General features: G+C 65.9%; 21 protein-coding genes and 1 pseudogene. 15 read left to right on the top strand and 7 right to left on the bottom strand.

What is annotated here, in order from left to right; genetic code table 11:
* The first annotated feature begins 263 nt into the window (after nucleotides 1-263).
* Complete coding sequence (locus C163_RS27440; RefSeq protein ID WP_081742221.1) at nucleotides 264-461, top strand: hypothetical protein; 198 nt, start codon at nucleotides 264-266, stop codon at nucleotides 459-461.
* On the opposite strand, the gene C163_RS03015 is transcribed toward C163_RS27440, so the two are convergent.
* Entirely contained in the window at nucleotides 412-1,593 is a 1,182-nt protein-coding gene (locus C163_RS03015; RefSeq protein ID WP_025337586.1) for a multidrug effflux MFS transporter, read from the bottom strand. The genes C163_RS27440 and C163_RS03015 overlap by 50 nt on opposite strands.
* Before the next feature lie 234 nt (nucleotides 1,594-1,827).
* On the bottom strand, nucleotides 1,828-2,025 hold the full coding sequence (locus tag C163_RS03010) for a heavy-metal-associated domain-containing protein (protein WP_015268835.1): 198 nt from the start codon (nucleotides 2,023-2,025) through the stop codon (nucleotides 1,828-1,830).
* Between the two features lie 145 nt (nucleotides 2,026-2,170).
* On the opposite strand from C163_RS03010, the gene C163_RS03005 reads away from it, so the two are divergent.
* The 5 genes and pseudogenes from C163_RS03005 (at nucleotide 2,171) to C163_RS27620 (ending at nucleotide 7,528) form a co-directional block, all read left to right on the top strand.
* Entirely contained in the window at nucleotides 2,171-2,557 is a 387-nt protein-coding gene (locus C163_RS03005; protein WP_025337585.1) for a hypothetical protein, read from the top strand.
* A gap of 52 nt (nucleotides 2,558-2,609) precedes the next feature.
* On the top strand, nucleotides 2,610-5,009 hold the full coding sequence (locus C163_RS03000; RefSeq protein ID WP_025337584.1) for a heavy metal translocating P-type ATPase: 2,400 nt from the start codon (nucleotides 2,610-2,612) through the stop codon (nucleotides 5,007-5,009).
* On the top strand, nucleotides 5,006-5,416 hold the full coding sequence (cueR, locus tag C163_RS02995; RefSeq protein WP_025337583.1) for a Cu(I)-responsive transcriptional regulator: 411 nt from the start codon (nucleotides 5,006-5,008) through the stop codon (nucleotides 5,414-5,416). Before C163_RS03000 ends, cueR begins: the two co-directional genes overlap by 4 nt.
* 168 nt (nucleotides 5,417-5,584) lie before the next feature.
* Nucleotides 5,585-6,670: pseudogene (locus C163_RS27625) on the top strand (cache domain-containing protein); the annotation flags it as partial.
* A gap of 90 nt (nucleotides 6,671-6,760) precedes the next feature.
* Nucleotides 6,761-7,528 carry a methyl-accepting chemotaxis protein gene (locus C163_RS27620; RefSeq protein WP_371033815.1) on the top strand — a complete coding sequence of 256 codons (768 nt, stop codon included), beginning with the start codon at nucleotides 6,761-6,763 and terminating at the stop codon, nucleotides 7,526-7,528.
* Nucleotides 7,529-7,654: 126 nt separating this feature from the next.
* Here C163_RS27620 and C163_RS02985 read toward each other — a convergent pair whose 3' ends face one another.
* Entirely contained in the window at nucleotides 7,655-8,434 is a 780-nt protein-coding gene (locus C163_RS02985) for a helix-turn-helix transcriptional regulator (RefSeq protein ID WP_025337581.1), read from the bottom strand.
* A 195-nt stretch (nucleotides 8,435-8,629) separates the two neighbouring features.
* Nucleotides 8,630-9,907, bottom strand: coding sequence for an acetyl-CoA C-acetyltransferase (locus C163_RS02980; RefSeq protein WP_025337580.1), 1,278 nt, complete (start codon nucleotides 9,905-9,907; stop codon nucleotides 8,630-8,632).
* A gap of 118 nt (nucleotides 9,908-10,025) precedes the next feature.
* Here C163_RS02980 and C163_RS02975 point away from each other — a divergent pair, with 118 nt between their 5' ends.
* From C163_RS02975 to C163_RS02940, 8 genes are all read left to right on the top strand, one after another.
* Nucleotides 10,026-11,378 (top strand): 3-oxoacyl-ACP reductase, encoded by a 1,353-nt coding sequence (locus C163_RS02975; RefSeq protein WP_025337579.1) that lies wholly within the window; start codon nucleotides 10,026-10,028, stop codon nucleotides 11,376-11,378.
* Nucleotides 11,379-11,380: 2 nt separating this feature from the next.
* Nucleotides 11,381-12,232 (top strand): MaoC/PaaZ C-terminal domain-containing protein, encoded by an 852-nt coding sequence (locus tag C163_RS02970; protein WP_025337578.1) that lies wholly within the window; start codon nucleotides 11,381-11,383, stop codon nucleotides 12,230-12,232.
* A 190-nt stretch (nucleotides 12,233-12,422) separates the two neighbouring features.
* Complete coding sequence (locus C163_RS02965; protein ID WP_013970728.1) at nucleotides 12,423-12,728, top strand: MazG-like family protein; 306 nt, start codon at nucleotides 12,423-12,425, stop codon at nucleotides 12,726-12,728.
* The gene (locus C163_RS02960) at nucleotides 12,725-13,474 is read left to right on the top strand and encodes a methyltransferase domain-containing protein (RefSeq protein ID WP_015268825.1); all 750 of its coding nucleotides are present in this window, start codon (nucleotides 12,725-12,727) and stop codon (nucleotides 13,472-13,474) included. The genes C163_RS02965 and C163_RS02960 overlap by 4 nt, the downstream gene beginning before the upstream one ends.
* A 21-nt stretch (nucleotides 13,475-13,495) precedes the next feature.
* Entirely contained in the window at nucleotides 13,496-14,131 is a 636-nt protein-coding gene (locus tag C163_RS02955) for a DUF4136 domain-containing protein (RefSeq protein ID WP_025337577.1), read from the top strand.
* Nucleotides 14,132-14,150: 19 nt separating this feature from the next.
* On the top strand, nucleotides 14,151-14,720 hold the full coding sequence (locus C163_RS02950) for a DUF4136 domain-containing protein (RefSeq protein WP_025337576.1): 570 nt from the start codon (nucleotides 14,151-14,153) through the stop codon (nucleotides 14,718-14,720).
* Between the two features lie 295 nt (nucleotides 14,721-15,015).
* Entirely contained in the window at nucleotides 15,016-15,486 is a 471-nt protein-coding gene (locus C163_RS02945) for a prepilin peptidase (RefSeq protein ID WP_025337575.1), read from the top strand.
* 120 nt (nucleotides 15,487-15,606) lie between these two features.
* Nucleotides 15,607-16,383, top strand: coding sequence for a response regulator transcription factor (locus C163_RS02940; protein WP_025337574.1), 777 nt, complete (start codon nucleotides 15,607-15,609; stop codon nucleotides 16,381-16,383).
* Nucleotides 16,384-16,518: 135 nt separating this feature from the next.
* Here C163_RS02940 and C163_RS02935 read toward each other — a convergent pair whose 3' ends face one another.
* Together C163_RS02935 and pbpC are read right to left on the bottom strand one after the other, a co-directional pair.
* Nucleotides 16,519-18,183: a ShlB/FhaC/HecB family hemolysin secretion/activation protein gene (locus tag C163_RS02935; RefSeq protein ID WP_025337573.1), complete on the bottom strand. Its 1,665-nt coding sequence runs from the start codon at nucleotides 18,181-18,183 to the stop codon at nucleotides 16,519-16,521.
* 225 nt (nucleotides 18,184-18,408) lie between these two features.
* Nucleotides 18,409-20,763: a peptidoglycan glycosyltransferase PbpC gene (gene pbpC / locus C163_RS02930; RefSeq protein ID WP_025337572.1), complete on the bottom strand. Its 2,355-nt coding sequence runs from the start codon at nucleotides 20,761-20,763 to the stop codon at nucleotides 18,409-18,411.
* A 77-nt stretch (nucleotides 20,764-20,840) separates the two neighbouring features.
* Here pbpC and C163_RS02925 point away from each other — a divergent pair, with 77 nt between their 5' ends.
* Nucleotides 20,841-21,134 carry a hypothetical protein gene (locus tag C163_RS02925; protein ID WP_025337571.1) on the top strand — a complete coding sequence of 98 codons (294 nt, stop codon included), beginning with the start codon at nucleotides 20,841-20,843 and terminating at the stop codon, nucleotides 21,132-21,134.
* 164 nt (nucleotides 21,135-21,298) lie between these two features.
* On the opposite strand, the gene C163_RS02920 is transcribed toward C163_RS02925, so the two are convergent.
* The gene (locus C163_RS02920) at nucleotides 21,299-26,200 is read right to left on the bottom strand and encodes an alpha-2-macroglobulin (protein ID WP_025337570.1); all 4,902 of its coding nucleotides are present in this window, start codon (nucleotides 26,198-26,200) and stop codon (nucleotides 21,299-21,301) included.
* Nucleotides 26,201-26,381 lie beyond the last annotated feature (181 nt).

The following is a 26,381-nucleotide window of genomic DNA, read 5'->3' as shown; positions in this document are numbered from 1 at the left end:
GCCCGGCCCACATGGCGGGAGCAAGGGAACCACAGGCGGAAAAAACACCGGATGCAACTTCGGACGCGGCCGACAACCAATTTCCACAAGTAGCGCAAGCCAAAGCGAAGGTTCCACGTGTTTGCGAGCATTGCACCCCAGCAGGAAAAAACATGTAGAAAACGTTCTTGCCGACCGTCAGTCAGGACACTGATTCAGGTCATGGCAGGCACAAGGTGCAGCGCTACACTTCATCCGCTCTCCCCCTTTGGAGGTATGCCGCGATGAAAATTGTCGTCAGTGCGTCGAGCCGAAACCCCGCCTGCCCTTGGCAGGTCCAGCTCGATCAACACGTGGTCAGTTTCCGCAGCGAGGCCGAGGCGCGTGCCTTCGTCGCCACGTTGGAAACCCGCCTGCAGGCACCTCACCCGCTTATGCGGGAACCTTGGCCGGCAAGCGCCGGGTCAGCAGCGCGACACTGACCACCAGTGCCCCGCACAGGCTGATCACCAGCGCCATCGGCACCGCACTGCCATCATGCAGCAGCCCGACCAGCGCCGCTGCGCCGGCGGCGACGCTGAACTGCAGGCAGCCCATCAGCGCCGAGGCACTGCCAGCCCGCGCGCCCTGCCCGCTCATGGCACAGGCAGAGGCGTTGGGGATGATGCAGCCGAGGCTGGAGATGCAGACGAACAGCGGTACCAGCAGTGGCCACAGCTGTGTTGGCCGCAGTGCCGCCACGCCCAGCAACGCCAGGCCCGCAACCAGGTACAACCACACCGCACGTGCCAGCAGGAACGCCGGCCCACGCTTGGCCAGCAAGCGTGCATTCACCTGCGCCACCAGGATAAAGCCGGCAGCATTGGTGCCGAACAACCAGCCGTAATGCTCGGCCGGCACGCCGTAGAGCTTGATGAACACGAAAGGTGAACCGGCGATGTAGGCAAACATGCCGGCGATGGCGATACCACCGGTCAGGGCATGGCCGACGAACACCCGGTCAGCGAGCAGGCGCAAGTACTGGCGCAAGGCGCCAGACAGCGGCTGCCGCGGTATGTGCTCGGGCAGGCTTTCCGGCAGGCCCAGGCTGACCGCCAGCAGGCAGCCGGCGCTGAACAGGCTCAGGGCGAGGAAGATCGATTGCCAGCCGGCCACGTTCACCAGCACCCCGCCCAGCATCGGTGCCAGGATCGGCGCCAGGCCCATGACCAGCATCAACTGCGAGAACACCTTGGCCGAGGCCACCGGGTCGCACTTGTCACTGACGATGGCCCGCGACAGCACCATCCCGGCGCAACCGCCCAACGCCTGGACGAAACGCGCCAGCACCAGGGTGTCGAGGTTGGGGGCATAGGCACAGGCCAGTGACGCCAGGGTGAACAGGGTCACCCCGAACATCAGCGGCTTGCGTCGGCCAAAGCGGTCGGCCACCGGCCCATAGGCCAGTTGCCCGATGGACAGGCCAAGGAAGTAGGCGGCCAAGGTGGCCTGGACGTGTTTTTCATCGGTGGCGAACGCCTGCGCCATGGCCGGGAAGGCGGGCAGGTAGAAGTCGATCGCCAAGGGCCCGAACGCACTGAGTGCGCCCAGGATGAGCACCATTCGCAGGTTCATCTGGAATCCATAGCAGGCTAAGCAAGTGCTCGATTCTACCTGCTGTGGGCCCTATCGACATGAAAACATTTGCAACAATACAGGCCCTGGCGCGGCCCCTGTAGGAGCGGCCTTGTGTCGCGATGGGCCGCAAAGCGGCCCCAGGATATTGGCATCGATGCATAAATTGCTGGGGCCGCTTTGCGGCCCATCGCGACACAAGGCCGCTCCTACAGGGCTCAGCGCATGGCCTGATCAGGCTACGTCGGCCTGATAACCTTCATCGCGAATGGCCGTGAGGATCTGCTCCTGAGCCAACTCGCTCTGCACCCGTACCTGCCTGGCTGCCAGGTCGACCTCCACCTTGGCCGCGGCATCCTGCTCCTGCACCGCCCGGGTCACGGCTTTCACGCAATGGCCGCAGGTCATGCCTTGCACATTGAACACTTGCATGGGGGTTACCTCCTTCAGGTTTTCCACGAGTCTCAAGCTTGCCATCGGGGCAAGGTCAAGATCTGCCGACAACAGCCGGGGTGGAAATCCGCGCGCGCGTCGGCCAAGCTGCGCCTTTGATGATCACGCAAGCAGGAGATTCTTCATGTTCAGGGCAGCATTGGGCGTCGTAGGGCTATTGAGCACGCTGGCTGCAGTGCCACCGGCCAGTGCCGAGGGCAACTCGGACTACAGCGTGCTGATCATTTCCCGGGAGCGCCTGGAAGTGGCCACCAGTTGCGAAATCGGTATCTACCTCAACGACCAGCTCTCCGGGCGCGTGTTCCAGGAGCAGTCCACCTCGTTCAACCTGCCGCCCGGCCCGGTGGACGTGCGCCTGCGCCTGCTGCCCGGGCAAATGCCCGGCTGCGCCGCGGGTATCGAGGACCAACGCAGCACACGACTGAACCTGCAGGCGGGCCAGATCAACAAATACCGCATCGCCATGGGGCAATATGGGCTGGAGTTGAAGCGAGCCGGCCTGGGCTATTGACCTTACCTGCATGGCAAGGTTGATGCTGGAGGCCTGTCCAAGGAGGAGAGCCATGCCCGCATCCACCACATACGACCTGCCGATCTCCGGCATGACCTGCGCCAGCTGTGCCGGCCGGGTCGAGCGCGCCCTGCGCAAGGTCACCGGCGCTGAACAGGTCAGCGTCAACCTCGCCACCGAACAGGCCCGGGTCCAGGCCCCGGCCAACAGCTTGCCCGCGCTGGTCGACGCCGTACGCGAAGCCGGCTATGGCGTGCCCACTCGCACCGTCGAACTGCAGATTGGCGGCATGACCTGCGCCAGTTGCGTCGGCCGCGTAGAGCGCGCCCTCGGCAAGCTGCCGGGGGTTGAACAGGTCAGCGTCAACCTGGCCAGCGAACGCGCGCACCTCGAAGTGCTTGCGGCCCTCGACGACAACCTGCTGATCGACGCCGTGCAAAAGGCCGGCTACAGCGCCAGCCTGCCGCAAACCGCCAGGGACGACCAGCACGCTGCCCAGCACCGCCTGCGTAACGAACGCCTGGCGGTCGGCGCAGCGTTGCTGCTCGCCCTGCCGTTGGTGGTGCCAATGCTGGTGCAGCCGTTTGGCGTGCACTGGATGTTGCCAGCGTGGGTGCAGTTCCTGCTGGCCACGCCGGTGCAGTTCATTCTCGGCGCGCGGTTCTACGTGGCCGCCTGGAAAGCCGTGCGCGCCGGGACTGGCAACATGGACCTGCTGGTGGCCCTGGGCACCAGCGCCGGCTACGGCCTGAGCCTGTACCAGTGGGCGCAGGCCCCCGCCGGCATGGCCCCTCACCTGTACTTCGAAGCCTCGGCCGTGGTGATTGCCCTGGTGCTGCTGGGCAAGTACCTGGAAAGCCGTGCCAAGCGCCAGACCGCCAGCGCCATCCGTGCCCTAGAAGCCCTGCGCCCGGAACGGGCCGTGCGCCTGGTCGATGGCCGGGAAGAAGACGTGGCCATTGCCCAACTGCGCCTCGGCGACCTGGTACTGGTCAAACCCGGCGAGCGCTTCCCGGTCGATGGTGTGGTCGAAGACGGCAGCAGCCATGCCGATGAAGCCTTGATCAGCGGCGAGAGCCTGCCGGTGCCCAAGCAGCCAGGGGACAGCGTCACCGGTGGCGCCATCAACGGCGAAGGCCGGCTGCTGGTACGTACCCAGGCACTGGGCACCGAAACCGTGCTGGCGCGCATCATCCGCCTGGTGGAAGACGCCCAGGCGGCCAAGGCACCGATCCAGAAGCTGGTCGACCGGGTCAGCCAGGTATTCGTCCCGGCCGTGCTGGTACTGGCGCTGATCACCCTGGTCGGCTGGTGGCTGGTCGGCGCGCCACTGGAAACCGCGCTGATCAATGCCGTCGCGGTACTGGTCATCGCCTGCCCCTGCGCCCTTGGCCTGGCCACGCCCGCTGCGATCATGGCCGGCACCGGGGTCGCCGCCCGCCATGGCATCCTGATCAAGGACGCCGAAGCCCTGGAGCGCGCCCATGCGGTCAACCGTGTGGTGTTCGACAAGACCGGCACCCTCACCTCCGGCAGCCCGCGCGTTGTCCACAGCCAGGCCCAGGTGGGCAGCAGCGCCGACCTGCACCGCCTGGCCGGTGCCCTGCAGCGCGGCAGCGAACACCCGCTGGCCAAGGCGGTACTGGATGCCTGCGCCGAACAGGGCCTGGACGTGCCTGGCGTTGCCGACAGCCAGTCGCTGACCGGGCGTGGTATCGCCGGGCGCGTGGAAGGCCGCGAGCTGGCCCTGGGCAACCGCCGCCTGCTCGATGAAAGCGCCCTGCCACCCGGCGACCTGGCCGCCAAGGCCCAGGCCTGGGAAGCCGAGGGGCGCACCCTGTCATGGCTGATCGAACGCGGCGCACAGCCGCGGGTGCTGGGCCTGTTCGCCTTTGGTGACAGCCTCAAGCCCGGTGCCGCGCAGGCGATCGATACCCTGCACGCGCAACACATCAGCAGCCACCTGCTGACCGGCGACAACCGCGGCAGCGCCAAAGTGGTGGCCGATGCCTTGGGCATCGACGACGTGCATGCTGAAGTGCTGCCGGCCGACAAGGCCGCGACCGTGGCTGCACTCAAGCAGGATGGCGTGGTCGCCATGGTCGGTGATGGCATCAATGATGCGCCGGCGCTGGCCGCCGCCGATATCGGCATTGCCATGGGGGGCGGTACCGACGTGGCCATGCAGGCCGCCGGCATCACCCTGATGCGCGGCGACCCACGCCTGGTACCGGCCGCCCTGGAGATCAGCCGCAAGACCTATGCGAAGATCCGCCAGAACCTGTTCTGGGCGTTCATCTATAACCTGATCGGCATCCCGCTGGCCGCGCTGGGTTACCTCAACCCGGTACTGGCCGGCGCCGCCATGGCCCTGTCCAGCGTCAGCGTGGTGAGCAACGCGCTATGGCTCAAGGCGTGGAAACCCACCAGCAACACCCAGGAGGCTCCATGAACATCGGCCAGGCCGCCCGCCGCAGCGGGCTCAGCACCAAGATGATCCGTTACTACGAGTCCATTGGCCTGCTCAAGCCCGCCACGCGCAGCGACAGCGGCTACCGCCTGTACCAGGCGGAAGACTTGCACAGCCTGGCCTTCATCAAGCGCTCCCGCGACCTGGGCTTTTCCCTCGAAGAGGTCGGCAAGCTGCTGACCTTGTGGCAGGACCGCCAGCGCGCCAGCGCCGATGTGAAAGCGCTGGCCACGCAGCACATCGCTGAACTGAACCGGCGCATCGAAGAGCTGGTGAGCCTGCGCGACACCCTCGGCGAACTGGTCTCGCACTGCCAGGGAGACGAGCGCCCGGACTGCCCGATCCTGAAGGACCTGGCCAATGGTGCTACGGGCGGCTGCTGTCACTGAGCCACCCCGCGCCCCTTTGGTATGCCATATACGTCCAAACACGACCGAATAGTCACCAACTGCGACTTTATCCAATAAATACGGGCGTTTCCCTACATTAAACCCGGATGCTGCCGATGCAATTGTTACCTGCCTCGTGTATCGAAAATAAAAAATCCGGGAGCGTCGATGAGCATCAAACAGAAACTGACCTGGGCATTCGCGGTCATCGCCGGCTTGCCCATCGTCCTTGTGGCCACCCTGGTGGTCCTCAACCTGCGTGGCGAAGCCCGCGACGGATTCCTCGATGGCAGCAGCCGGGAAATCCGCCAGGTCAGCAACGCGATGAACATCTTCTTCCAGGGCATCAACCAGAACGTCGAGTACCTGGCTGCGCAGCCGATGGTCGCCGCCACGGGTAGCGAACTGAACAAGTACATGAGCGCAACCCCGTCCTATGAACTGGGCGACCAGGCCAGCAAGCTGCTGGAGTTCATGACCCGCCTGGCCACCACGCATCCCAGCTATGCGTACCTGTCCTACGGGGTGAATGACGGTGGTTACGTCGGCTGGCCGGCCGGGCAGAAGTTCGTCAATTACGACCCGCGCACCCGCCCCTGGTACCAATTGGCCATGGCCAACCCTGGCAAGACCCTGCGTACCGGCGCCTACTACTGGGCTGCCGACGACGCCGTGCTGGTCAGCACCGTGCGCACCGTCGCCAACCAATTGGGCAACCCTGGCGGCGTGGTCAACGTCGACGTCTCGCTCAAAGGCCTCACCGAGATCGTCCAGCAGATCAAGCTGGGCGAAAGCGGCTACGTGCTACTGGTGGAAAACAACGGCAACGTACTGGTCGACCCTCGGGACGCCAAGCATAACTTCAAGCAACTGGCGAGCTTTGGCGACGGGTACGCCGAGCTGGCCAAGCACGGCAAGGGGCTGGCCGAAGTGGAGCTGAATGGCGTGCGCTACATGGCCAACATCTACCCGGACGAACAGCTGGGCTGGACCTTGATCGGCCTGATCGAACAAAGCGAAGTGATGCAGACCACCACCCGCCTGACCTGGTTGATCGGCGTGGTGGCCCTGGTACTGGCCGCGCTGTTCGCCTTGGTCGGTGCCACCTTCGCCAAGCTGATCGTGCGCCCGATCAACAGCGTCACCAGCGGCCTGGAAGATATCGCCCAGGGCGAGGGCGACCTGACCCGCAACCTGGAAATCCGTGGCCGCGACGAAACCGCGCAACTGGCCAGCTGGTTCAACCAGTTCCTCGGTGCCATTCGCAGCCTGATCCAGCACATCGGTGCTGCCGCCAGCAAGATCCTCAGCACCTCCAGCAGCTCGACCCGCGTCTCCAGCGACATGGCCGAAGCCGCAGGCCGCCAGCGCGAAGCGGTGGACATGGTCTCTACCGCCTTCCACGAAATGGTCGCCACTGCCAACGAAGTGGCACGTTCCTGCAGCCAGGCGGCGCAGTCGGCCGACAGTGGCCAGCAACAGGCCCGCGAAGGCCAGCAGCAGATCGATGCCGCGGTACATAGCGTCGACCGCCTGAGCCAGGAGATCGAGCAGTCGGCGCAGTCGATCCAGCAGCTGGAGCGTGACAGCAACGCCATCCAGTCGATCCTCGGCACCATCCGCTCGATTGCCGAACAGACCAACCTGCTGGCGCTCAACGCCGCCATCGAAGCGGCCCGTGCCGGCGAGCAGGGCCGTGGCTTTGCCGTGGTTGCCGACGAGGTGCGGGCGCTGGCCAAGCGCACTGCCGACTCCACCGCCGAGATCGACGGCCTGCTGGGCAACCTGGCCAGCCGCACTGCCGAAGTGGCCGCACAGATGCACGCCAGCCTGGAGGTTTCGCAGCAGTCGGTGAGCCGCATCGGCCTGGCCCGTGACAGCTTCGGGCAGATCCGCGAGTCGGTGGATGTGATCCGCGACATGAACACCCAGATTGCCACGGCGGCCGAAGAGCAGCACCAGGTGGCCGAGGACATCAACCGGCACATCAGCCAGATTCACGGCGATGCGCAACTGGTGGCCGAACTGGCCCAGGCGGCGCGGATGGATTCGGAGAGCCTGGCCGGGTTGTCCAATGAGCTGGATGCGCTGGTGCGCAGGTTCCGTACCTGATGTGTTGCCTGCGCCGGCCTCTTCGCGGGTGAACCCGCTCCCACAGGTACTGCACAGGTCCTGAGTGCAGTGGGATCCTGTGGGAGCGGGCGCGCCCGCGAAGAGGCCGGCACAGGCGACCAATCACTAAAGCCTCAATTCCCCCGGCGTCGCGCCGAACAATTGCTTGAACGCCGCAATGTAAGCCGAGGTGGAGTCATACCCACACCCCAACGCCGCCTCGGTCACACTCTCCCCCGCCTCCAGCAGCGCCAGCGATGACAACAGCCGCATACGCTGCCGCCAGTTGCGAAAACTCAAGCCCGTCTCCCGCTGGAACAGCCGCATCAGCGTCTTCTCCGAGCACCCCAGCTCTCGCGCCCACTGCTGCAAGGTCTGCGACTGGTCCGGTGCAGCGATCAGACCATTGCACAGCGCCAGCAACCCCGGGTGCCGTGGCAGTGGCAGCGAAAAACCGACCTCGGGCAGCATGCGCAACTGGTCGAGCAGCACTGCCACCAGCCGCGCCTCGGCGCTGTCACCCTCCGGGTAGTCGGCCGGGAACAGGCAGAACTGCTTGATCAGTTCGCGCGCCAGCGGGGTCACTTCCAGTACCCGGCATTGCTCCGGAGCCCACGGGCAGGCATCCCGGCGCACGTAAAGGCTGCGCATTTCGGCCTGCATAGAAGTGACCACTTCGTGTTCGGCATCGGCTGGTATCCACACGCCCCATTGGGGCGGGGCGAAGTAGCTGCCTTCGTGGGTATACACCCCGAGAACGCCGCTGATGGCGTAGGAGAACTGCACCCAGTCGTGCTGGTGGCGGGTGGTCCAGGAGCCGGCGCCGAGGCTTTCGGCACGGGCATAGAGTGGCCTGGGCAGGTGGTCCAGCGCCGGGATGGCGCGGGGGTGTCCGATGATCGGCATGGCGGTTTCTTGTAGTTCTGACCAGACAAGCCTAACAGCTGATTCGTGGTCAAGTCAGGCGCGGTCTCTGTGGGAGCGGCCTTGTGTCGCGAAAGGGCCGCAAAGCGGCCCCAACAATTTTTGCTGTGACGCTGAAACCCCGGGGCCGCTTCGCGCCCCTTTCGCGACGCAAGGCCGCTCCCACAAGGCGTGGCTTCAGCGCTCGACGATGACGGTCACCCCCTGCCCACCCGCCGCACAGATCGAAATCAACCCCCGCCCCTTCCCCGCCCTCGCCAGCAACTTGGCCAGGTTGGCCAATATCCGCCCCCCGGTCGCGGCAAACGGGTGCCCGGCCGCCAGCGAACTGCCCTTGACGTTGAGCTTGCTGCGGTCGATCGCCCCAAGCGGCGCATCCAGCCCCAACCGCTCACGGCAATAATCGGCATCTTCCCAGGCCTTGAGCGTGCACAGCACCTGGGCAGCAAAGGCTTCGTGAATCTCGTAATAGTCAAAGTCCTGCAGCGTCAGGCCATTGCGCGCCAGCAGCCGCGGCACCGCATACACCGGCGCCATCAGCAAGCCTTCGCGACCAGTGACGAAATCCACCGCAGCGGTTTCGCCATCGACCAGATAGGCCAGCACCGACAGCCCCTGCTGCTCGGCCCATTCCTCGCTGCCCAGCAACACCAGCGAAGCACCATCGGTCAGCGGTGTGGAATTGCCCGCCGTCAGCGTGCCCTGCCCGCTGCGATCGAAGGCCGGCTTGAGCCTGGCCAGTTGCTCCAGGGTCAGGTCGGGGCGCAGGTTGTTATCACGGGTCAACGACAAAAACGGCGTCAGCAGGTCATCCTGCCAACCTTCGGCGTACGCGGCAGCCAGCGCCTGGTGGCTGAGCAGCGCCAGCTCGTCCTGTTCGGCACGGCCAATGCGCCAGGCCTGGGCCATGCGTTCGCAATGCTCCCCCATCGACAACCCGGTGCGCGGCTCGCCGTTGCGCGGCAATTCGGGTTTCAGGTGGTGAGGGCGCAGCTTGAGGAATGGCTTTAGCCGCACGCCCAGGCTTTTGCCGCGGTTGGCCTGCAGCAAGATGTGGCGCAGGCCTTCGTTTACCGCAATCGGCGCATCGGAGGTGGTGTCCACGCCGCCGGCAATGCCGCAGTCGATCTGCCCCAGGGCAATCTTGTTGGCCACCAGCAGCGCTGCCTCCAGCCCGGTGCCGCAGGCTTGCTGGATGTCGTAGGCCGGCGTCTGCGGCGGCAGCCGCGAGCCCAGCACGCACTCACGGGTCAGGTTCATGTCACGCGAGTGCTTGAGCACCGCGCCGGCCACCACTTCCCCCATGCGCAACCCATGCAAGCGGTAGCGTTCGATCAGCCCTTCGAGGGCGACGGTGAGCATCGCCTGGTTGCTGGCCGTGGCGTAGGCGCCATTGGAACGGGCGAAGGGAATTCGGTTGCCGCCCAGGATCGCGACCCGGCGAAGTGAACGCATGCGCTTGTTCCTCCTGAAACAATTTGATCCGTACAGCCTAGGTGTTTTTACCGCATTCGAACGACCTTGCCACAAAGTTGGTCCACACTTTCAAGCTTGCCTTCCGGGAGACCCACTCATGAGCGATCGCTACCTCGGCTTTGCCAACTCCAACCTCGGCCGCCGTCTTGTGGATGCCCTTGGCCTGCCACGCCCGGCGCCGCTGGAGCGCTGGCAGGCCGGCCGCCTGCGCCCGGTCGAAGGTGCCCTGGTACTGGGTGGCGGGCCACTGGCGAGCCAGGTCGAAGCCATTGCCCCGCGCCTGACCGACACGCTTTACAGCTTCAATACCGACAACCTCCAGGCCGAAGCGTGGGTGGCTGGCCTGGGGCCGAAGATCAAGGCCGTGGTATTCGATGCCAGTCATCTGTCCGACAGCGACGCGTTGAAGCAGTTGCGCGAATTTTTCCAGCCACTGCTGCGCAGCCTGGCGCCGTGCGCCCATGTGGTGGTGCTGGGCCGCGCGCCAGAAAGCCTCGACGACCCGTTGGCCAGCATTGCCCAACGGGCCCTGGAAGGCTTCAGCCGCTCGCTGGCCAAGGAGCTGCGCAACGGTGCGACCGCGCAGTTGCTGTATGTCGGCCCCGGCGCGGAAGACCAGCTGGAAGGTGCCCTGCGCTTCTTCCTCTCGCCCAAAAGCGCCTTCATCTCCGGCCAGGTGCTGCGCCTGCATGCCTGCGCCAGCCAGGTCGAGGACTGGACCCGGCCGCTGGCTGGGCGCCGCGCCCTGGTAACCGGTGCCGCGCGCGGCATCGGTGCCGCCATTGCCGAAACCCTGGCCCGGGACGGTGCCGACGTACTGCTGCTGGATGTGCCGCAAGCCAGCCAGGACCTCGACGCCCTGGCCGCGCGCCTGGGCGGCAAGGCGCTGCCCCTGGACATCTGCGCCGGCGACGCGGCAACGCAACTGCTTGCTGCCCTGCCCGACGGCATCGACATCGTGGTGCACAACGCCGGTATCACCCGCGACAAGACCCTGGCCAACATGACCCCGGAATACTGGGACGCGGTGCTGGCGGTCAACCTCAAGGCACCGCAGGTGCTGACCCAGGCGCTGTACGACAACGGCGCCCTGGGTGAAAACGCGCGCATCACCCTGCTGGCCTCGGTCAGCGGCATTGCCGGCAACCGCGGGCAGGCCAACTATGCCGCGAGCAAGGCCGGGCTGATCGGCCTGGCCCAGGCGTGGGCGCCCCGGCTCGCCGAGCGCGGCGGCAGCATCAATGCCGTGGCACCCGGTTTCATCGAAACCCACATGACCGCCGCCATGCCCATGGGCCTGCGCGAGGCCGGGCGACGCTTGAGTTCGCTTGGCCAGGGCGGCCGCCCGCAGGATGTCGCCGAAGCCATCGCCTGGCTCAGCCAGCCGGGCTCCGGTGCAGTCAACGGCCAGGTGCTGCGGGTATGCGGCCAGGCCTTGATGGGGGCCTGAACATGAGCCGACACTGGCACGACCTGCACAGCCCGGCTTCGCGCGCCAGCCTGTACCTGCGCGCGGCCGGCAAGCGCAGCATCAGCGGCGACCAGCTGCCGGACGACGGCCTGCGCTGCTTCATCCGCGTCCAGCCGGGCAACCTGGCCGCCTATCGACGGTTGTGCCACTTTACCGACGATGGCCGCCTGCCGGGTACTTATCCACATGTCATGGCGTTCACGCTGCAGTTGCAGTTGATGACCGCGCCAAACTTCCCCTTCCCGCTGCTTGGCCTGGTGCACCTGCACAACCGCATCGAGGTGCTGCGCCCACTGGGCGGTATCGAAGGGCTGCGCTTTGCGGTGCATGCAGGCAATCTGCAAGCGCATGCCAAGGGCGGCACCTTCGACCTGGTCACCGAAGCCGAAGACGGCATCGGCCTGCTCTGGCGCGAGACCAGCCGCATGCTGGTGCGCGGGCTGAAGCTGGAAAGCGAGGCAGGTGAGCCTGCCGAGGACGAACCGCAAGCGTTGCCAGAGGCGACCCGCTGGTACGCCGACAGCGATATCGGCCGGCGTTATGCCAAGGTCTGTGGGGACTACAACCCGATCCACCTCAGCGCAGCCAGTGCGCGGCTGTTCGGCTTCCCCGCGGCCATTGCCCATGGCATGTGGAGCAAGGCCATGGCCCTGGCGGCACTGCGCGGGCACCTGCCGCACAGTGGCTATGCCTTCGAGGTGGATTTCCGCAAACCGGTGCGGTTACCGTCGGAGGTGGTGCTCGGTGCCAGTGAGGCGGGGGCTGCGGGAGAGCTGCGGCTGGATGGGCATGGAGGGGTTCTGCATATGGTCGGGCGCTGGGCCCCCCTGTAGGAGCGGCCTTGTGTCGCGATGGGCCGCAAAGCGGCCCCGGCGATGCCAGCGGCGAAGCTGATAATTTGGGGCCGCTTCGCGCCCCATCGCGACACAAGGCCGCTCCTACAGGGACCATATCTGTCTTGGCGGTATACGCTTGCTTTGCATCGGGCCTGCGCAGAAGCTATGCAGCATTAGGAGACCCCCGATGAACCTGCAAGAACTCACCCAACGCCTGCACCAGATCCGCGACAACAACGACTGGCGTGGCTTCCACAGCCCGAAGAACCTGGCCATGGCCGCCAGCGTCGAAATGGCCGAGCTGGTGGAAATCTTCCAGTGGCTGAGCGAAGACCAATCGCGCCAGCTGCCAGCCGACAAGCTGGCCCATGCCGGCCAGGAAATCGGCGATGTGGTGCTGTACCTGTTGCTGCTGTGCAGCGAACTGGGCCTGGACATGGACCAGGTGGTGCGAGCCAAGCTGGCCGACAGCGAGAGGCGCTTCGCCCGATGAACGACCGTCATTTCGATGAGCTGGCCACCCGCTTTGCCGAGAAGATCTACGGCGGCGCCAAGGGCGCCATCCGCCTGGCCGTGCTGCAGGCCGACCTGGCCGAAGCACTGCCCGACCGCCCGCTGCGCATCCTCGACATTGGTGCCGGGTTGGGTCACATGGCCTTGTGGCTGGCCCAGCGCGGCCACCAGCTGACCCTGGCCGAACCCGCCGCGCCGATGCTCGACGGCGCACGGGCGCGCTTTGCCGAAGCCGGCCAACCGGCCACCTTCATCCAGGCCCCCTGGCAAGACCTGCTCGGCCAGCTGACCGAACCCTACGACCTGGTGCTATGCCACGCCGTACTCGAATGGCTGGCCGAGCCCGAAAGCATCCTGCCGGTGCTGCACCAGCTCACGGCCCCTTCCGGGTGGCTGTCGCTGGCCTTCTACAACCGCGACGCCCTGGTCTATCGCAACCTGCTCAAGGGCCATTTCCGCAAGTTGCGCAGCAACCGGCTGGAAGGTGAAAAGCAGAGCCTGACCCCGCAAAAACCGCTTGATCCACGCGAACTCAGGGCGCAACTTGATCCTATGTGGCAGGTTGAAAGCGAAAGTGGCGTGCGGGTGTTCCACGACTACATGCCCAAGGAATTCCAAGGCAAGGCCGAGCTGCTCGACCTGCTGGAAATGGAACTGGCCTACCGTCGACACCCCAGCTTCGCCGGGCTCGGCCGCTACCTGCACTGGGTCTGCCGCCCCCGCTGACCTGCCCGCCGGGAGGAATACATGCCGTACCGTCTGTTGTGCCTGGCCGTGCTGCCGCTTGCCCTGGCTGGCTGCCAGGGCAGCAACCCCTATGTGGCCAGCAGCCGCCCGTTACCACCGGCGCCTGCCCAGGCGGCCAGCACCTTCGATGCCAGTGCCTACCCGACACCGGCCCGAGATTACGGGCACTACCGTAGCTGGAGTTGGCGCGACGGCCAGTTGCCCAGTGGCTCGGTCGATACCGACCCGGGGCAACTGGCCGATGCCGTCAGCGGCGCGCTGGACCAGCATGGCCTGCGTCCCGCCCGGGGCGGCCCCGGCGACTTGCTGGTCAGCGCCGACATACGCCTGGAAAAGCGCTTGCGCCAGGTACGTGACTACGATGCCTATGACCCTTACTACGGCCCGTACCCCTACGGTGGTGTCGGTTATGGCGGCTACCGCCATGGCTATGGTGGCTATGCCAGCGTGCCCATCGTGCGCACCTACGAGGTGCAGGTGATGGTGGTGCGTATCGACCTGTACGACGCCCGCAGCGGCCAGCCGGTATGGAGTGCCAGCGCCGAAAGCGGCAGCGACAAGGACTCGCCGCGTGAACGCGAAAGCGCCCTGCGCGATTCTGTGCACAAGGCGCTCAACGGCTATCCTCCCAGTTGATATCCAACGGAGAACCATCATGTTGCGCCGTCTCGTTCTACTGTCATTCGCGTTATTGCTCGCCGCCTGCTCCAGCAATAACGTCCAGCAGGATTTCGATGCCAGCCGTGACTTTGCCGCTTACCGCAGTTGGGCATGGCAGGAACCGGGCCTGCAGTACCGCCCGGACGACCCACGAATCAAGAGCGACCTGACCGAGCAGCGCATTCGCCAGGCAGTCGCAAACCAACTCGACCAGCGCGGCCTGCGACCGGTGCAAAGTGGCGCGCGGCCAGACCTGACAGTGCGCGCGTACCTGATCGTCGAGCAGCGCCAGCAACAGATCACCACCAACTACGGCGGTGGCTGGGGGGGCTACTGGGGCGGCTATTGGGGTGGGCCGATGTACAACGAAACCCGCAGCGTCGACTACAAGGTCGCCACCATCCAGATCGACCTCTTCGATGGGCGTGACAGCAAGCTGGTGTGGCGCGGCAGTGCCGAGCAGATCATGAACAACTACCCGCCAAGCCCCGAGGAACGCAACAGCGCGATCCAGAACACCGTGACCAAGGTGTTGGCCAACTACCCGCCGGGGAGCAGGAAGTAACACTCAAACACAAACTCCATGGGCGCCGCGGACCTGTGGGAGCGGGCATGCCCGCGAAGCAGGCACCGCGGTGGATGGCACGGGCTTCGCCCGTGTTCGCGGGCTCGCCCGCTCCCACAGGGGTCGCGCAAGTATTTCAACGGCAAGTACCTGTGCCAGCTACGACAAAATCCATCCCGACCACGCCTTTTTGCCTTTCCCGCCCCACTCGTCCGCAGGTTCCCGTCTATCTTCACTTAAGGAAACCTGACTGACCGGGTAGATGTGTTCAACATTTGGGAAGGGCGACCTGCCAATGCAAAGCATTGTTCTCCTGCTGTGGCTTGCCTTGTGCTCCGAACAGGACGTGCGTCAACGCCAGATATCCAACATGCTCACCCTTGGCGTGGCTACCTGCGCCCTGGCCTGGCTGTTCGCCACCGGCCACAGCTGGATCGGTGCCGATGCCAGCGATGCAGGCTGGGCGCTGGCCATCGTCATGCTGCTGACGCTGCCCGGTTACATGCTCGGCCGTTTCGGCGCCGATGACGTCAAGCTGATGGGCGCACTGGCCCTGGCCACCAGCCCGCAATACGTGCTTGGCACCTTCATCGGCGCCGGTGTCAGCGTGCTGCTGTGGCTGCTCACCCGCCGGCGCCTGTGGACCTTGCTCAACCCCAAGGTGAAAAAGCGTTTGCAGGCCCTGACCGAGGAAATGGGTGACAAGCAGGCGTTCGTCCCCTATGTGCTGGCCGGCTTTCTTTTGACAGCTGTATGGATCCAATGAGCTTGCCTGTGGTCCGATGCCTTGTACAAATCTTGTACATATACGCTTGGTGCGACTACTTTTAAGCTGCCAGAGCGTCTGGCCCCGGGAGCAGGGCCGCATACGAACAGGGAGTGGATCGTGTCCAGACAAGTGACTGAACTGAAGGTTTTGGTAGTGGATGACCAGCCGGTCATTGTCGAACAACTTTGTGAATTCCTCGAGACCAAGGGCTATGTCTGCGTACCAGCCCATTCAACTGACGAAGCCATCGAGCGTTATATGGCAGACCCGGCCATCGGCCTGCTCATCTGTGACCTGCACATGCCGGAACGGGACGGCATCGAACTGATGCGCGCCCTGAAGCAGATCGACGGTAGCCAGCTCATGTTCGAAGCCATCATGTTGACCGGGCGTGCCGAGAAACAGGACGTGATCCGGGCGCTGCGCGAAGGCTTTGCCGATTACTACCAGAAGCCGGTGGACCTCGATGAACTGCTGGAAGGCATTCGTCGGCAGGAAGAGGCGTTGCTGGAACGCCAGCGTAACTTCCGCGACCTTGGCGGATTGAATCAACGCCTGCAGGATCTGGCCGAGTCGATTGACGAGCTTTACCAGGATTTGGAAAAAGCCCGGGGCCAAGGTACTCATCGGCGTGCCACGGATGTGGAAGAAGGTGAAAGCGAGCTGCCAGCGGCGTTCGAGAAGCTGTCGCCGCGCCAACTGGAGGTGGCCCGCCTGGTGAGCAAGGGCAAGACCAACTACCAGATCGCCTGTGAGCTGGGCATTACCGAGAACACCGTGAAGCTGTATGTGTCGCAGGTGCTGCGCCTGACCCACATGCACAACCGCACCCAGCTGGCCCTGGCACTGACACCCAGCTCGTCGCCGGTGCATCAGCGGTTTACTACCCATTGAGTAATTGATTCCCGGGGGCTGCTTCGCAGCCCAATCGCGACACAAGGCCGCTCCTACAGGGACTTCACAACCTTCAGGATGGCGGTGGACTTGTGGGAGCGGCCTTGTGTCGCGATTGGGGCGCAGCGCGCGCCCTTACATTTGAACGCCAAGCGTCAAAGTCAGCCGAGGCCCGCGGTCCAGGCTGTCCAATGCCACATCCGCCAAAGGCTTGGCCAGCTCCAGCGCCACATTGAACAAGCGCCCATCGCCCAACCGCACACCAAGCGCCGCCGAAGCCAGGTGGGCATCTTCCACAGGCCCCCGGTTATGCCAGGCCTGCGCCGTATCCACCACCGCATAGGGCTGCACCAACGCCAGCCAGTTGGCGTGCATGCTGTAATTCACCTCGTAAGCCACACCCCAGCCCTTGTCCCCGTCCGCCTGGTCGCGCGGGTAGCCACGGCCGAAACTCTGCCCGCCAAACCCCGCACGCTCGCTGTCGGGCAAGCGGTCATCACTCCAGTACAACGCCCCGGAAACCACCCCCTGCCAGTTACCGAGCAACGTGTCGCTCTGCAAACCGGAAAGCCGAAACCGCAGAAAATCCAGATCGTAATCGGCATCGCTGCGCGCCCCCAGGTAATCCAGGCCCTGATAGACCCCGGCGCTGACGATACGCAAACGGCCCTCTTCCACCTTGCGCCAGTCGCCCTCGAATGACAGCGCACGCACGTAGGTGTCGTAGTCCCGTGCCGATGGCAACCCATCCACCCGGTCCTCGAAGTGCTCACTGACCGAATACACCTGCCCTTGCACCACCATCCATTCATCCGGCCTGACGATCACCGGCTGGCGCAGGCCGATCGCATAGCGATCGCTGTCGCGCTTGCGGGTGATGTCACGGCCATCGTTCAGACGAATCCGCGTGCCGGGCTCGCTGCGGTAGCGCGAAGCCGACAGCAGCAGCTGGCTGCCGCCCGCGTCCAGGTACTGGCTGTAGGCCAGGCGCTGGTAATGCACCTGGTCATCCCCCGGCGGCAGTAACAGGCTGGCCTCGATCTGTTCGGCAAAGCGAGTCTGGGCGTGGCTGGTTGCCGTCAGCAGCGCCTGCGCATCGTCGCGGTTGCCATCAGCAACGGTAACAGCAGCGCTGAAAGGCTTGCGCTGCGCATGCACGGTCAACCGCGCAGCACCATCAGCGGTTTGCGCCACAGCCAGCTGCGGCTCTACCGTCACCCCCGGCAGGCGCTCGGCCAGGCCCAGGTAGCGCTCCAGCGTTTCCCGGGTCAGCGGGCGCTCGGTGGCAAGCCGCTCCAGCAGCTGGTGCAGATAGGCGCTGGCCGGGCCAATATCGCCGTCCACGCGGTAATCACGGATATAGCCTTCGACCAGCACCACATTGACCCGGCCATCGGCCACCTCCTGCGGCGGCAGGTAGGCGTACGACAACAGGTAGCCTTCCTGCCGATAGCGCTGGGTCAGGCGCGCGGTGTACTGCTGCAGCTCGCCCAACGTGGTCTGGTGCCCGATCAGCGGTTGGTAGTGTTCGCGCAGGTCGCTCAAGGGGAACACCGTGCCGCCTTCGAAGCGCACTTTATGCAGCACCAGCGGGGTATCCGCAGGCGCCCACGCGGGGCTGTCGCCATCCGCCCCGGCCAGCTGCAGGTGAGCGCTGACCGGGCGGTAGGCGTCTATTGGCAGGTTGGCGCCGGGCAGGCGACGTTCGTACTCATGGCTGTCGAGAAAACCCGGCAAAGGTTCGGCATGGGCCGCAAGCGCCCAAGGCAGCAACAACAGGGGCACGGCCAGAGGACGCATAGGGCGCTCCATGTTCCCTGGGGCTGCGTTGCAGCCCTTCGCGGGCGCGCCCGCTCCCACCGAGATCGCGCTTTCCTGAACCCAGCACCAAACCTGTGGGAGCGGGCGTGCCCGCGAAGGGCCGCAAAGCGGCCCCAAATTGCTTGACTGACAGGCATCAGGGGCGCCAGCCGGTCACACCCGTTACCTGCAAGCGTAGGTGCTGCCTCGGCCCTCGTCGAACGGCTACTCGCTGACCTGGAACGCCACGCGCGCCGTCTCGCCGCTTTCATCCAGCGCGCTGATTTCCGCCTGGCCTACCTGTTGGAAGCGCACCAGCAGGCTGTCCTGGCCCTGGGTTTCGCCCAATGGCTGGCCGTTGAGGAACCACCAGCGCCGCCCGCCGCCGCCCAGCGCCGACACATACAGTTGCAACGGTTCGCTGCTGGTGGCCGGGCGGCGCAGGTTGTCTCCCGGGCGCACGCCCACGATCGAAAGCGGTGGCGCGCTGGCCGGCACCTGCGGGGGGCAGGCCGGGTCGATGGTCGGCAAGCGCGCCGCACGCCGCTCCACACGTGGCAGCCAAGGCTCCAGCGGGGCGGGCCATAGGGCGATGTCGCGGGCCTTGGCGCCCGGGCAACTGCCATCGACGCGCAGCCCCTGGTCGTTGACCCATACGCTTTCGCGCAGGCCCAGGCCGAGTGGCTGGTCGGCGGCCTGCAGGGTTGGCGGCGTAGTGCCGTCCAGGGTCCAGGCGAAACGCTGACGCCGGCAGTTGCGATCCTGTTTGTTCATCGGCTGGCCCAGCGGCCAACAGATCGCCGCCACGCCAACATTGGCAGGCACCCGCTCCACCGGCACGCCGATGCCACGCTGGCTGTCACGGTTGCTCAGCAGGTCATGCACCTGCAGCATCAGCGGCGCCGCCGAAGCAAGCCCGAATTGGCCGGGTACCGGTGTGCCGTCGGGGCGGCCGATCCATACGCCGATCAGGTAGCGCGGGCCCACGCCGATCGACCAGGCATCGCGAAAGCCGTAGCTGGTGCCGGTTTTCCAGGCCAGCTGCGGGCGTTGCACCAGCTCGGCATGCGGGTCGCGGTCGGGGCGCGCCTGGCCGCTGAGGATGCGCCGGATGATCCACGCAGCCCCTGGTGACAGCAGGCGCCGTTCCAGCAACGGATCCTGCGGTTGCAGGCGCACCCGCGCACTGTTGCCACCCCGCGCCAAAGCCGCGTAGCCACCCACCAGGTCCTCCAGGCGGCTGCCCGCGCCACCCAGGATCAACGACAGGTTGGGCTCGGCCAGGGGCGGCAGTATCAGCGGCATGCCCGCCATGCGCAGTTGCGCGGCAAAGCGTTTCGGGCCGTAGGCCTCCAGCAGCTGCACCGCCGGCAGGTTGAGCGACAGCGCCAGCGCCGAACTGGCCGACACCGGCCCGCTGAAGCCCATGGAGAAGTTGCCGGGGCGATAGTCGCCATAGCGTCGCGGCACATCCTGCAGCAACGACTCGGAATGGATCAGGCCATCATCCAGCGCCATGCCGTAGAGAAACGGCTTGAGGGTGGAGCCCGGCGAGCGCAACGAACGCACCATGTCGACATGCCCAAAGCGGCGCTCGTCGGCCAGGTCGATGGAGCCCAGGTAGGCGCGCACCGCCATGGTTTGCGCATCGACCACCAGGATGGCGGCGGAGGTGCGCTCCGGCAGCCGTGCGCGCCAGCCCAGCAGCAGGTCTTCGAGGCGCCGCTGCAGTGCGGCGTCGAGCGTGGTGCGGATCAGCGGCGGGCTGTCGGTGCTGTTCAGGCGCCGGGCCAGCAGCGGCGCCAGGGCCGGTTCCTGACGTGGCGCCAGCAGCAGCGGTTCTTCGGCAGCCTCACGGATTTGCTGGGCCGGCCACACCTGGTATTCGGCCAGGCGTTGCAGCACCTTGTCCCGGGCGCGCTGGGCACGCTCAGGGTGGCGGTCCGGGCGCAGGCGGCTGGGCGCCTGGGGCAGCACGGCCAGCAGCGCCGCTTCGGCCGGGGTCAGGTGCATGGGTGACTTGCCCAGGTATGCCCAGCTGGCGGCCGCCACGCCCTGCAGGGTGCCGCCGAAAGGCGCGCGGTCCAGGTAGATCTGCAGGATTTCGCGCTTGGACAAATGCCACTCCAGCTGCGCCGTGCGCCACAGCTGGCGCAGTTTGCCGGCCAGGGTGCGTTCATGCGGGTCGAGCAGGCGCGCGACCTGCATCGACAGCGTGCTACCGCCCGACACCACACGCCCGCCACGCAGGTTCAGCCAGGCAGCGCGGGCCAGGGCCAACGGGTTGACCCCGGGGTGGCTGTAGAACCAGCGGTCCTCGTAGGTCAGCAGCGCCTGCAGATACAGCGGCGAAACCTCGTCGGGGCTGACCGGGTAGCGCCAAACGCCATCGGCATCGGCAAAGCGCCACAACGGCGTGCCGTCCTCGGCCAGCACCACGCGGGCCAGGTCGTCGCCGGGCATGGGCAGCGGCCAGAGGCGGTCGGCCAGCCACAACAGGCCGAACAGCACCAGCATGCCGATCACCGTGGCGCGCAACAGCCTGCCCGCACGGGTACGCGGCCGCGTTAAGCTTGGCATCGGGAACCGACCTGGCCAGGTGATGGCCAAAGGCTTGGGAACGGCAACATCGCCGATTCGTTCATCAGGAAGCAACTATGCATGTAGAAGGTTTTTTCGAGTGGCTGGGCCAGGCGCTGGGGTCGTTGATCCGCTTCATCGTCGACGCATTGAGCGGGCTGTTCAACCTGCTGGCCAGTGCCGGTGGCAATTTCATCGATGGCCTGGCGCGCACCTTGGGCATGGAGACCTCGCTGCTCAGCATCCTCGCCCTGATCATCGGGCTGGTGCTGCTGTACTCGGCAATCCGCGCGTTCATGCGCGCCTCGATCATCCTCGGGATCATCTGGCTGCTGTTGGGGTTGTGGGTGATGAGCTGGGTGATTCACTAAGTACGGCACCGTTCCTGTAGGAGCGGCCTTGTGTCGCGATCGGGCGCGCAGCGGCCGCAAAAGCTGGCGACGCGGTCGACCTTTTGCTCCGCGTGCTCAGGCTTTGGGGCCGCTTTGCGGCCCAATCGCGACACAAGGCCGCTCCTACAACAGACCGCGTCGCCTTAGCGGGCTTTTACGGTCATCTCCCCTTGCCCATCCCCCACGGCCTGCAGGTTTGGCCGGTACATCGATTCGACCTGCGGCGGCGGCACGCGGTAGGTGCCCGGGGTCACTGCCCGAGCCAGGTACAGCAGGTGGGTGGTGCCGTAGCTGTCCAGCTTGAGCGCAGCGACGTAACGGTCATCGCGATACTCCTGGTGCACCACGCTGGCGTTCTGCATCGACTCGCGCCATTCCTTCACCGCACTGCTGGCGTTGTCCAGGCTGGCGGCACTCTGCGCCAGGTTCTGGTTTTCCAGCTCCAGGCCTGCCGGCAGCAAGTCCACCACCAGCGCATCCGGCACCCGGTCTTCAGCCTTGAGCGCCAGGTGCACCAGCACCAGGTCGCCGCTGCGCAGGTTGTGCAGGTCCAACGGCTGGCCATTCATGCCCAGGTACTCACGGCGGATCTGCATGCCGTTGCCACCGGCCGCAGGCGCCTGGCGTGGGTAACCCGACAAGGTCAGTTGCTGGTACAGCGTTTCGCTGCCTTGGTTCTGCACACTCAATGGCGAAGCCAGCAACGGGCCTTCGAGCTTCATGCCGGCCTCGGCATTGTTGAACTCGCGCACTTCGCCCGCGCTGTCCAGGCGCGCCTGCCACTGGCCTTCCGGCTTGCCCAGCAGGCCTCGGCCGGCCAGGAACAGCGCATTGCGCTCCTGGGTCGACAGCCAGCGGTTGGCCGCCAGTTCATCCGACAGGGCGAACAGGCGCTGGTCGACCTGGCGGCTGGCCAGGTTGCTTTCCTGCAGCAGCGCCAGGATCAATGCCTGGTCGCGCAGGGCGCTACCATAGTCGGCCATCCAGCCTTTACCGCGACTGATGCCCAGCCCTGCCTGCAGGGCCTGCTCGGCACGCGGCTTGTCGCCCATCTTGTCCAGCGCCACCGCCAGTTGCACCAGTGGCAGGCCAGAGCGGGCGTCGGCGCGGCGTTCGAACAGGCCACGCAGGGCACCCAGCGGCGCCTGCTGGCTGCGCGACAGCACCAATGCCGCATAGGCCTGCACAGCGAAGCGGGTGTGTTCGGCGTTCTCGCTGTAGTCGACTTCGATCAGGTTGCGCTCCTGCAGGTAGCGCAGCAGGCGCTCGCTGGCCTTCTTCAGCGCTTCGGCCGGCACACCATAGCCTTGGTCACGGGCGCGCAGCAGGAAGTCGGTGACATAGGCGGTCAGCCAGTATTCTTCTTCGCTGTCCGAGCTCCACAGGCCGAAGCTGCCGTTGTAGCGCTGCATGCCCAGCAGGTGCTCGATACCCATCTCGATCTTGCGCTTGCGCACATCGGCAGGCTCGCCCTTGATACCCAGGCGCTTGAGGCTGTCGGCATCGGCATACAGCGACGGGTACAGGCCGCTGGTGGTCTGCTCCAGGCAACCGTAGGGGTAGGCTTCGAGGGCACGGATCTGCTCGGCCAGGTTCAGCGGTGGCCGGCTCGACAAGGCCAGGCTGGCTTCAAGCCCGGCGGGTTCGAAGGCGGCCAGGTCTGCTTCAGGCAGAGTCCATGGCTGGTCCTTCAAGGCCACGCGGTAGTGCTTGAGCATCGCCGGGTAGGCCGGGCGCACGCCCAGCGTCCACTCGCGTTCGAACGCGCCGGTCGGCTCGTTCGGCAGTTGCAGGCCAGTGACCCGCACATGCACCTTGCCCTGCCCCAGGCCACCCTGGGCCTGTACCGGGATCATCAGCGTCGAGCGCTGGCCTTCAGCCAGGGCAACGTTCTGCACGGCGTTGGCCGCCAGGCTCAGCTGCCCTTCGGTGCTGATTTCAACGTTCAGCTGCTGGGCACGGCCCGACAGGTTGGCCAGGTCCAGCGCCAGGCTGGTGCGGTCGCCACCGGCCAGGAACCGCGGTGCCGAGAGCTCGGCGATCAGCGGCGCGGCGACCACGGTCTTGCCTTCGGCCATGCCGAACTGTTCCTCGGTCCAGGCCTGGGCCATCAGTCGCAGTTCGCCATTGAAGTCGGGGATATCGACCGTGGCCTGGCCCTCGCCCTTGTCGTCCAGGGTCACCGGCAGGCTCTGCTGGGCGACGATGGTCACCGTGGTGTTGGGGCGCTTGCCACCCTTGGCCATCGCCGCGTCACCACCAAATGCCAGGCTGGCCAGGCGACCCTGGCCGGCTTCGATCAACTGGCCGTAGATATCCAGCTGGTCAGCACCGTAAGCCTTGCGCCCGAACAGGCTGGCGAACGGGTCGGGGGTCTTGAAGTCGGTGATGTTGAGAATGCCCACGTCCACCGCCGACAACAGCACATGCACCTGTTCAGGCACGCTGCCATCGGCATTTGCAGCCTTGACCTTCACGGTCAGCGGCTGTTTCGGGCGCATTTTCTCCGGCGCCTGCAGGCTCACCGCCAGCTTGCGCTCGGCGCGGTTCAGCGGCAGGTGCAGCACGCCCACCGCGCGTTTCGGCGTGGCATTGGCCTTGCGCTCACCCGGGCGAATCACCAGCGCGCTGATGTACAGGTCGTGGCGGGCCCACTGCTTGTCCAGCTGCACATCGAACGTCTTGCCCTCGGCGGGCACGTCGATCTCCTGCCACCACAACGGGCCATCGCTGGACTCGATCATCAGGTAGCCACTGCCGGCTGCGGGTGGGGTGACGGTGACCTTGGCGGTAGCGCCGTCGGCGTAGGCCGGTTTGTCCAGTGCCAGCTTGACCTGGTCCGGTCGCACCGCGCCGCCTTCGGCGTTGTCCTGGGCGCGGTAGCCGGCCCAGAAGCGCGCGCTGGACACCAGGCCCGTCTCCGGATCCTCCACCTCGACACGGTAGGGGCCCCATTCCACCTGGAAGCTCAGCTTGGCGGTGGAGCCGGCCTTGACGCTGACGGTCTCTTCGCTCTGGGTCAGGAATTTCTCGTTGTAGGCGTAGCTCCAGCCATCGCTCTGCGAGTAGTTCCAGTAGTAGTCGCGGCGCTCGCGTACCAGCCGCACCTTGAGGTCGTTGGCCGCCAGCTTCTTGCCGTTGCGGTCGGCCACCAGGAACTCGAACTCCACCGGCCCGTCACTGTCGGTCTCCTCGCCGTCGAACAGGCCACGCAGGCCTGGCAGGCGCTCGGCCGGCCAGATGGGTTGTTCCAGGCGCCGGGTGATCGGCCGGCCACCGGACTCCTGCAGGCTGGCCTGCACGGTCAGTTGCAGCGGCGAGCGGGCTTCGGCCCAGCGGCTTTCGATATCGACCACGGCCTTGCCGGCCTGGTCGAGGGTGACTTCGTCCAGCTCCAGGTCCTGGTTCAGCTCGGTTTCGGTGACCGAGCCGAACTGGTAGCCAGGCAGCGCCGGTACCGCCTCGCGCAGCGGGCGAACATAGGCCTGGCCGCTCAGGCGGTTGCCGGCAGCCGGGGCGCCGTAGAGGTAACGGCCATTGACCTGGATGCGCGCATCCTGATCCGGAGACAACGGTTTGCTGCTGCCCTTGAGTTCCAGCGCCAGGCGCTCGGGCAGGAAGTCTTCGACGAGGAATTCATACACCTGCTTGCGCCCGCCGCCCAGGTCGAGCAGCAGTTGCCAGCGGCCGGTCGGGGCCTCGCTGGCCAGCTGCAGCTGGTACTGGTACAGGCCATTGCCGTCGGCTTCCCAGACGAACTTGCGGCTGACCTGCTCATCCGGGCGACGCACTTCCACGCTCACTGGCTGCGCCTTGACCGGCTTGCCGTCCTGGTCGCGCAGCAGGCCGTTGAGCAACACCGTTTCACCGGGGCGATACAGGTCACGCGGGCCGAAGATGAAGAACTGCAGCGGGTTGGCCTGCGGGCCGGTGATGTCGAACTCGGCCAGGTCCAGCGCCGCGCTGCTCAAGCGCAGCAGGGTGGTGTGCACACCCTGGGTGGCGATCAGGGTGTCGGCCTTGGGCGTGATCGGCAGCTGGGCGTGGCCATCGCTATCGGTGCTGGCCTGGGCCAGCAGCTTGCCCTTGTCGTCATGGATTTCCAGGTTGACGCCGTTCATCGCCTTGCCACCTTCCAGGGCCTGGGCGAACACATCGAGGCGGTCGCGGTAGCGATGCGCGGACACACCGATGTCGCTGAGGGTGAACAGGGTCGCTGGTTGCGAGTAGTCGTAGGTGCCCGAGGCTCGCATCACCGCCAGGTACACGCCTGGCTCCTGCAGCGGCTTGATGCCGGCGATCGGCAGCAGCACGGTCTCGCGGGTGTTGCGTGCGGGGTTGAGGTCGAAGCGGCCGCTGTAGACCAGCTCGGCCATGTCCAGGGTTTCCTTGGACTGGTAGTAGTACAGGCTGCTGTTGCGCCCCCAGTTGACCAGGAAGGTCGAGAGCATGTCCGGCTTCACGCGGAAGAACTCGACATCGACCTTGTCGACGTTGAGGGCGATCACCGGCAGGCCCTCGGCCAGGCGCGTGGGCAGCAGCGAACCGCGGCTGGCGAAGCCGATGGTCGGCTGCATGTCGCGGGTTTCCAGGCGGCTGATCGACTCGCTGTCCAGTTGCTTGCCATTGACCGCCAGCAGGCCCTTGTCGACGGTCAGCACCAGCTTGCGCTGCGGCTCCAGGTGGCGCAGGCGCAGCTCCATCTGGTTGTCGGAGAGTTCCCAGGCGCCGTCGAGCTTGCCTTTGACGGTGTCGACCAGGTGCACTTTGCTGGCGAAGTCCTGCTTGGCATCCAGCGGCGCGGAGAAGCTGATCGACAGCGTCGCGGCGCCATCGAGCTGCACTTCGGAAACATCCAGCACCGTCAGCTCGCGGCCCTCGTAGCGTTTGGCGAGTACGGCCGGGTCTTCGCGTTGGGGTGCCGGGGTGGCGGCGGGCGCTGTGGCCGCCGGCTTTTCGGATGGCGCCGGCTTGTCCGGCGTCGAAGAGTCACAGGCACTGAGCAAAGCCAGCGCGCAGGCCAGCAACAATCCTTTGTTGAACATGGAGTAGAACTCTTAGGCAGCGTGTACGTGAGGGCAGCAACTATAGCGCAACTATGGTCGCGCGAATTGGCTGCATGGCCGGTACACTGCTGGCAATTTAGAAAAGCGGGGGCGCTTTGCGCCCCTTTCGCGACACAAGGCCGCTCCTACAGGGACCGCGGCAACCTGGAAGGCCTTGCGG

It is taken from the genome of Pseudomonas sp. FGI182, from assembly GCF_000511325.1.
In the GTDB taxonomy this organism is placed as follows: domain Bacteria; phylum Pseudomonadota; class Gammaproteobacteria; order Pseudomonadales; family Pseudomonadaceae; genus Aquipseudomonas; species Aquipseudomonas putida_Z.
The sequence above is the reverse complement of the archived record's forward strand: the minus strand, read 5'-3'. Positions and strand labels throughout refer to the sequence as shown.

Bases quoted from the DNA above. Each gene is read 5' to 3' on its own strand.
- C163_RS27440 (WP_081742221.1), top strand. From the start codon at position 264: ATGAAAATTGTCGTCAGTGCGTCGAGCCGAAACCCCGCCTGCCCTTGG.
- C163_RS02955 (WP_025337577.1), top strand. From the start codon at position 13,496: ATGCCGTACCGTCTGTTGTGCCTGGCCGTGCTGCCGCTTGCCCTGGCT.
- C163_RS27620 (WP_371033815.1), top strand. From the start codon at position 6,761: ATGGCCGAAGCCGCAGGCCGCCAGCGCGAAGCGGTGGACATGGTCTCT.
- C163_RS02925 (WP_025337571.1), top strand. From the start codon at position 20,841: ATGCATGTAGAAGGTTTTTTCGAGTGGCTGGGCCAGGCGCTGGGGTCG.
- C163_RS03000 (WP_025337584.1), top strand. From the start codon at position 2,610: ATGCCCGCATCCACCACATACGACCTGCCGATCTCCGGCATGACCTGC.
- C163_RS02945 (WP_025337575.1), top strand. From the start codon at position 15,016: ATGCAAAGCATTGTTCTCCTGCTGTGGCTTGCCTTGTGCTCCGAACAG.
- C163_RS02935 (WP_025337573.1), bottom strand. From the start codon at position 18,183: ATGCGTCCTCTGGCCGTGCCCCTGTTGTTGCTGCCTTGGGCGCTTGCG.
- cueR (WP_025337583.1), top strand. From the start codon at position 5,006: ATGAACATCGGCCAGGCCGCCCGCCGCAGCGGGCTCAGCACCAAGATG.
- C163_RS03010 (WP_015268835.1), bottom strand. From the start codon at position 2,025: ATGCAAGTGTTCAATGTGCAAGGCATGACCTGCGGCCATTGCGTGAAA.
- C163_RS02970 (WP_025337578.1), top strand. From the start codon at position 11,381: ATGAGCCGACACTGGCACGACCTGCACAGCCCGGCTTCGCGCGCCAGC.
- C163_RS03015 (WP_025337586.1), bottom strand. From the start codon at position 1,593: ATGAACCTGCGAATGGTGCTCATCCTGGGCGCACTCAGTGCGTTCGGG.
- pbpC (WP_025337572.1), bottom strand. From the start codon at position 20,763: ATGCCAAGCTTAACGCGGCCGCGTACCCGTGCGGGCAGGCTGTTGCGC.
- C163_RS02920 (WP_025337570.1), bottom strand. From the start codon at position 26,200: ATGTTCAACAAAGGATTGTTGCTGGCCTGCGCGCTGGCTTTGCTCAGT.
- C163_RS02980 (WP_025337580.1), bottom strand. From the start codon at position 9,907: ATGCGTTCACTTCGCCGGGTCGCGATCCTGGGCGGCAACCGAATTCCC.
- C163_RS02985 (WP_025337581.1), bottom strand. From the start codon at position 8,434: ATGCCGATCATCGGACACCCCCGCGCCATCCCGGCGCTGGACCACCTG.
- C163_RS02960 (WP_015268825.1), top strand. From the start codon at position 12,725: ATGAACGACCGTCATTTCGATGAGCTGGCCACCCGCTTTGCCGAGAAG.
- C163_RS02975 (WP_025337579.1), top strand. From the start codon at position 10,026: ATGAGCGATCGCTACCTCGGCTTTGCCAACTCCAACCTCGGCCGCCGT.
- C163_RS02950 (WP_025337576.1), top strand. From the start codon at position 14,151: ATGTTGCGCCGTCTCGTTCTACTGTCATTCGCGTTATTGCTCGCCGCC.
- C163_RS03005 (WP_025337585.1), top strand. From the start codon at position 2,171: ATGTTCAGGGCAGCATTGGGCGTCGTAGGGCTATTGAGCACGCTGGCT.
- C163_RS02965 (WP_013970728.1), top strand. From the start codon at position 12,423: ATGAACCTGCAAGAACTCACCCAACGCCTGCACCAGATCCGCGACAAC.